The sequence below is a fragment of the Gluconobacter sp. genome (assembly GCF_047723935.1).
Classification (GTDB): Bacteria; Pseudomonadota; Alphaproteobacteria; order Acetobacterales; family Acetobacteraceae; genus Gluconobacter.
The window spans coordinates 1-6,478 of record NZ_JBDOBO010000108.1 but is presented as its reverse complement, the minus strand read 5'-3'; the positions used below and the strand labels follow the sequence as shown (position 1 = coordinate 6,478).

Below are 6,478 nucleotides of genomic sequence, written 5' to 3'. Positions count from 1 at the left end.
ATTGTCATGTCGGCTATGGGCCGTTTCGGGCGGAAAGCGGACCTGCAGGAATCCCCCCAGAGCTGCCTGAGAGACACCACGCAGGCGGCCAGATACCGTGATGAGAAACTGGGGCATTTAATGTGAAGATTTATGCAACGCACACGAAAGTACATTTTACGTACGCGTGGGGTGAGCACCGTTAGAATTCGTGTCATCGCTCCACGCCTCAGTTCGGTACGATTTTCTGCGTCGCCACATCGTAGTGGAAGAGATGTAGCTGCCCGTCCTCGATCAGTTTAACGGCTTGGCCAACGTGTTCTGGCAGCACATAAAACCACTCTTTTGGCGAGATCTTCTTTCCAAGACGATCCACGACGAATAATTCGGCAGGGCGTGCGGATACGAAAAAGCGATGCAGAAGATCCTCAACTTTATGGCGGGAGAGGTTCTTGAGGCTGTATGTGGCGACGATATCCACTGGAGCTAGTAGAAATGTTGGATCGTTACGGGCATCAGCTACACGGCGGGCAACGTCCTGACTGGTCACACCAATTTTGTGTAAGATCATCCGCCGCTCACGAATGGCAGGATCATCTGAGCGCGACCGGGCGACATAGATTGTGCCAGATAGTTCAAGCTGATCGCTCTCCCATTCTGGGTCAACCGGGCCAAGTCCCACCTTCTGCACGGTGCGCGCAGTCTTGTCTTCCGATAAGGACTTCCGGAAGGAAGACATTAAAGGGTCGCTCTCTGTCCCGTTCGAAAAAATGATCCGCAACCGATGATCCCGAGAACCGCCGCGTGAGGTCATCTCTGACTTCTCCGCAATCATGGCGAGCAGGCCGTTACGAATGAAAAAATCCCCTTCTATGGGCTCAATAATGGCCCATTTCTTCACCGCTCTTACTTTTCGCTCTCCCGTCTCCAGAGCACGCTGTACGGCTTCAAAGCGCTCACGAAATTTCTCAAAATCCCGGCAGGGTACAAACTCAGCGCGATGATCGGGTATCACCCGTTCGCTTGAGGGGGTTGTGTGTTGGAAGGTGACGAGTGAGGGATCAACCTCCAGTTCGTCATCATCAAAGATATCATCGAGACTTTCCGGGATGGCCTCCTCAGGGACTTCGTCTTTCCACGAGCGAGGCGGGGCGATTGACTTTTCGTCCAGAAGTCCTAGGCGGTCGGCTGCTTGCATTTTCTCGGTTGGTGAAGTTTTTACAGCGCCCCAAGTCATCGCCAGCTTCATCTCGTCATGGGCAAGTGCCTCTGGGTCCGGCAAGCGGCCGTTCTGCTCGACAAAACGGGTAACGTCCAGCAACACCGCGACGCCACGATCTGTGGTGTTTCCACTTCGGGTACCACGTTGTTTGAGATCCAGAAGACCAAACTCGTCGTGTTCGCTGTAGATGTCATCCAGAGAGGGGCGCACCATTATTGTGCTGCCTCGCGTAGACGCTTGGCTTTTTCGGCTTTCAGCCAGGCAAGCGCTTCGGCCATGCGTTTCTCCAGTGTGTTAGCGGAGTTCACATTGGGCTCGCGGCCTTCTGTCGCGCGAAATGCTTTAATGCGCGGCCATAAAGTCCGTGCTTCGTCTCCACTCATATTCACACGCAAGGCAACCATGGCGGATTGCACATGCGCGAGGATCTCAGCATTCAACGATTTAGACGCGACTTCGAAGCGCTCCTGAAAGACGTTGATGCTATCAATCAACTCAATATCGATGTCCCGAACATTGATAAATTTCTTCACCATCTCCAGCAGAGTGTTCGGAGCACTGTCAGGTGTCTCCTCACCACCATCGTCCCCTTCGCCTGTTGTGGGGGCACCTTCGGTTGGTGGAGCACCAAGCACGGATTGCGCGCCCGTAATATCCTGCTCGGCTTGCTTGCGGGCCAATGTCAGGACGTTCATATGCGCAGCCAGATGCTGGCGAACGGATTCAGCCTCTTCTGTGTCCAACGTCTCGTAACGTCTTTCGATGATATCCGTCAGAACCATTTGCGTTGCGACTTCAGGGGCGGTCTCCGGTGAAAGCACACGGCGATCCATTTCCTGATAGGCCGTCGCCATCAGATCGTTCATGTCCTTTTCACAAATCGCCCGCGCGCGGTCTGTGGGTGGCTCCATGAGGCCTTTAATCCCGATGGTGACATTACCTTCATCATCCGTGCCAATCGGTGCACGAACATCCCCATCTTCCCGCCGGTAGAATTTCAGGTTCGGAGCGAGGACCTGCTCCATCAGCAATGAACCCGAGATTGCTTTCAGCATATCATTCACAGCATCAGTAACCGCGCCCGTTTCAACCCCGGGCTCAGCGACAAGGTTTGTGAACAAGGCGCGAGGCTTCCCGGGCGCATCACGGGTTGCACGACCGATGATTTGCACGATTTCAGTCAGGGAGAAGCGGTAGCCGATGGTCAGAGCGTGTTCACACCATACCCAATCGAAGCCTTCCTTGGCCATGCCAAGGGCGATGATGATATCAACTTTGGCTCTGTCAGCGTCATCATCACGCTTACCATCCGTTCCTCTAATTTCATGGGATAGAGCCGTCTTCACGTTGTTGCGGCCCGGACCATCATCCACTAGATCAGCAATCTTCAGAAGCCGTCCTTCTGCTGTGCGGACCAAATCAAAGCCGGTCTCAGGGTCTCGACCTTCATGCTTTCCCAAGAAATCGAGGATCCGACCCACCTCGTTGTATTTGTCATCAAATGCTTCAGATGAGCCGCGATGCGGGATATGGATAATCGTCTTTTGATTGGGGTTCAGAACGCCCTCAAGGCCGTTGATGTAATTCCCTTTATAGAAATCGTAATTGATGCCGAGTGCCTTGAGGAAGGCGTAGCTCTCCAATTGCTCGTAATAGCTGTAGGTAATCTTGGTGAAGCGGTCTTCGTCTTCCTCCCGGAGAACCGGATCTGAATCCCCACGGAAGTAGCTGCCCGTCATTGCCATGATATGGCATGCGTCACGGGTAATCAGGTTCCGCATAATAACGCCGAGGCGATTGTTGTCCGATGCCGAGACGTGATGGAACTCGTCTATCGCAATGAAGCACCGATCAAACGCTTCGATACCACTGGTCTCAATGACAGCATCAACGCCAAAACGGAATGTCGCATGGGTGCAGACCAAAACCTTTGCGTCGCTTTGTAGGAAAGCCTGAAACGCCTTGACCTTTTCTTTGCTCGCGTCATCGCCTGTCAGGCAGAGATTCCAGCGCGGCTCAACCTCCCAATTTGCCTCAAAGCCGTAGCTCATCAGATCGGTAGAGCGAAAAGAGCCACCGATTGACGTTTCAGGAACGCAAACGATCACCTTCTCCAGCCCCTGATGTAGCAGCTTATCAAGTGCCACGAACATGAGTGCGCGGCTTTTACCCGCAGCCGGGGGGGCTTTGAGAAGGAGAAACTGCGCGGCACGGGCATCGTAGGTACGAGCCTGCATCGGGCGTTGGCCTAATGCGTTCGTCTTGGCTGTTGACGTGCCATAGGTGACGTTGAGCATTTCAACCATGGGTCACGGCCTTTTTCTTTTTACTGGCAGTTTCTAGCGTTTTGATCTTGGCCGCATAGAGCTTGAAGAGTGTTTCTAGGCGTTCCGTGTCGTTGCGGAAGGGACGGCCGATATACATGCTCTCCAGTAGCTCATCGTTTTCTTTGTGCACGGCGCGAAGGTCGTCAGGCATTTTGTCCGGATCGTATAAGTCCGCGATCGTTTTGGGGTAGTGGGAGTAGCGGCATTTCAGGATGCGGCGTGCAGAGGCTGAGAGGGCTTCCAACTGCTTATCCGTGAACTTCGGGACTGGAAACGTATTCCAGCCGAGCGTGTTCGAATAGCGGAAATCGGATTTCAATTTGCCGCAGACAGTACCGATCCAGACGAGATGAAGACGGGACGCAATGAGCGCGATGCACCATTCAGGGGCGTCGTAGAGGACCTGATTGAGGTTTGATGAAATGACGTCAGCGCCCACCCACTCCACCGGAAGGTAGGGTCGGCGCTCTGAAGTGACGCTGGGGACGAGGATGGCGTGTTTTTGGGCAGTGCTTTGTATTTGAACAAACCTGTGCGGTTGATCAGCAAATTCTTGGGTAGACTTTGCGGGACTTTCGCGGCGGCTTGTAGAAACGGCATCCAGTCTTTGAGCGATAAACGGAGATAGCCTCGCATGTTTTACCTCTGAATCCTCGATCCACAAAACATATCTATTCACCCCTTTAACGACTTCTTCAGCACCCATATATTTTCTAACGTATTTACCGAATCCCTCGCTAATAAGTTTTGAGCCCTCATCTGCAGTAAGTATCAAAAATCCTCCGTCACGTGGCATGTTTCCAAAGAGCATTTCTGGGAGGTTAAAAACACTCTTCCGCTCGGAATTAACAAAAATATTTGGTCCGTCTATCAAATAGGCATTAATATTATTGGCAACAGACTGATGATCGCCGTTAAAAATATTTTTTACGCGAGGGGTTTTATTGCGAATCCCAATTATGACGCACATAACGGCGGCATTAGCTTGGGCATTATTTTTCCATTTAAAAGTCTGGTGTGAAAATCCAATTTCTAAGCTGTTATTTAGAATATGGGGCCACAACGTCGATGCCGTTGCTCCCTGTGCTATACTATTGGTCGAAACAAGAGCTGCTGCTGCCCTTCGATTGAGTATGTAATTGGCTGCCTTGATGTACCACGCGCTTACCAGATCCAGTGCTTTATGGTTTTTGATATGATTTTCAAAGACCTTTGCCATGCTGATTTTTTGCTGTTCATCTAATTGCCGTCCACCAAGAAATGGGGGATTCCCTGCAATAAACACCTCCTCCTCCTTAGAGGGCGGAGGGCAAACCGCATCCCAGTCAAGTTGTAGTGCATTTCCAGTGTGAATGCGGGCGGCATCCCTCAATGGTAAGGCGGCAGGGCAACGCCCAAAAACGGCCTTAAAACTCGCATTGGCCTGATATTCAGCGATGAACAGCGCAAGTTTGGCTGTCTCAGCTGCAAAATCCGTGATTTCAATCCCGTAGAAATGGTCGATCTTGATACGCGAGAACATCTCGCTTGTGCCCATGGCATTACGGCCATCAAGCTCTTCCAGACGCTGCATGATGCGCGTCTCGCGTGCCCGGAGTTCTCGATAAGACACAACAAGGAAGTTCCCCGATCCGCAGGCGGGGTCAAACACACGGATGTGCGACATATGGCTCAGTGTTTGCTGAAGCGCGCGAGCACGATCCCAGCCTTTATGGATCTCCATGTCCAGATCATCGAGAAAAAGTGGCCCGATGACCTTCATGATATTCGGCACTGACGTGTAATGCATTCCCAGTTCAGAGCGTTGCTTGGGGTCCGCAACAGACTGGATCATCGAACCGAAAATATCCGGATTGATCTCACCCCAATCCAACCCACAGGCCTCACGCAGATAACCGAAAGCAGAGATATCGAATTTTGGCGCATCAATGGCGCCAGCAAACAGACCGCCATTCACGTAGTCCAGCTCACCGGTCCATGCGGGCAGACCTGTTCGCTCATGCTTGGGAAGGTTCATCGCCCGGAAGGCTGCAATAATCACCTTATGGGCTTCCTCACCTTTATCGCCTGCATAGGTGAAAATCAGGCGGGAGAATTGCTGCTCTGGAAAGATACCGACGTCTTCGGCAAACATACAGAAGATTAGCCGCATCATGAGTTGGTTCATCTCATGACGACGTGCATCTGTTCCCCAGTCGGGATTTGCCCTGATTAACGCGTCATAAAGCTTGGCGAGCTTACCCGTAGCCTTCACATCGACCGGGTTTTCCTCAACGGCGCGATATCGTTCTTTCCCCGCAGCGGGGAGGAAGAAGCCGAACTGATCCCCCAACTCTTTGAAGGCGCAATGAAGTGTTTCGCCCGAAGCAGTATGTTCCGCCGCAATCATCTCACCATCCGTTGCGAGCAGAATGGCGGGTTTGGCAGATTTCGTTTTCTTCGATGCTCTCAACTGCTCAAGAGTAGTGTCGCTCTTTCCGGTTGGGGCCGGTACATAATGAAATCTCTTACCAAACAAGACCCCGCCCGGAAGGTCAGATTTATTGGTCGACCCGTTGCGAAGCTTTGAAATTGCCGCCTGTGAAGCATCTGTTGCTTCAGCAAACGAGAAGGGAAATTCGTCTGCATCAAAGGATGCCTCCACGATCTTGGATAGAGCGTCGTAGATTTCAGTCGGGTTCATGTCGGGCCTTGGGGTGCAGCAGAGTTCAGCAGGATCAAACAACTGGCGATATTACTGCAACCGTGTGTCACATATGACAAGGTAAGCCGGGACGTCAGGAGAAGGACGCCTATGTTTGTGTATCACTGCTTTTGGCTATACCGGCATGAGCCGCCCATGGACTTATGGATAGCCGTTTCACGGTCGCTCGCGTCCTGATGGACAGCCCTTCAGGCTGACCACAGGCGCGGCTCTGCCCACAAGTCCACAGGTTCAACACCAACAAGT

General features: G+C 52.2%; 3 protein-coding genes. All 3 read right to left on the bottom strand.

The features are described from left to right. Positions 1-208: 208 nt before the first annotated feature. Genes ABF979_RS15920 through ABF979_RS15910 form a run of 3 tightly spaced genes read right to left on the bottom strand, consistent with a single transcriptional unit; the run spans position 209 to position 6,211 of the window. Entirely contained in the window at positions 209-1,414 is a 1,206-nt protein-coding gene (locus ABF979_RS15920; RefSeq protein WP_415560678.1) for a GIY-YIG nuclease family protein, read from the bottom strand. Continuing rightward, entirely contained in the window at positions 1,414-3,507 is a 2,094-nt protein-coding gene (locus ABF979_RS15915; RefSeq protein ID WP_415560677.1) for a DEAD/DEAH box helicase, read from the bottom strand. The genes ABF979_RS15920 and ABF979_RS15915 overlap by 1 nt, the downstream gene beginning before the upstream one ends. Further along, positions 3,500-6,211 carry a class I SAM-dependent DNA methyltransferase gene (locus ABF979_RS15910; protein ID WP_415560676.1) on the bottom strand — a complete coding sequence of 904 codons (2,712 nt, stop codon included), beginning with the start codon at positions 6,209-6,211 and terminating at the stop codon, positions 3,500-3,502. Before ABF979_RS15910 ends, ABF979_RS15915 begins: the two co-directional genes overlap by 8 nt. Between the last annotated feature and the right edge of the window lie 267 nt (positions 6,212-6,478).

What these genes read in the sequence shown, in the direction of transcription:
- ABF979_RS15920 (WP_415560678.1), bottom strand. Translation starts at nt 1,414, where the DNA reads ATGGTGCGCCCCTCTCTGGATGACATCTACAGCGAACACGACGAGTTT.
- ABF979_RS15915 (WP_415560677.1), bottom strand. Translation starts at nt 3,507, where the DNA reads ATGGTTGAAATGCTCAACGTCACCTATGGCACGTCAACAGCCAAGACG.
- ABF979_RS15910 (WP_415560676.1), bottom strand. Translation starts at nt 6,211, where the DNA reads ATGAACCCGACTGAAATCTACGACGCTCTATCCAAGATCGTGGAGGCA.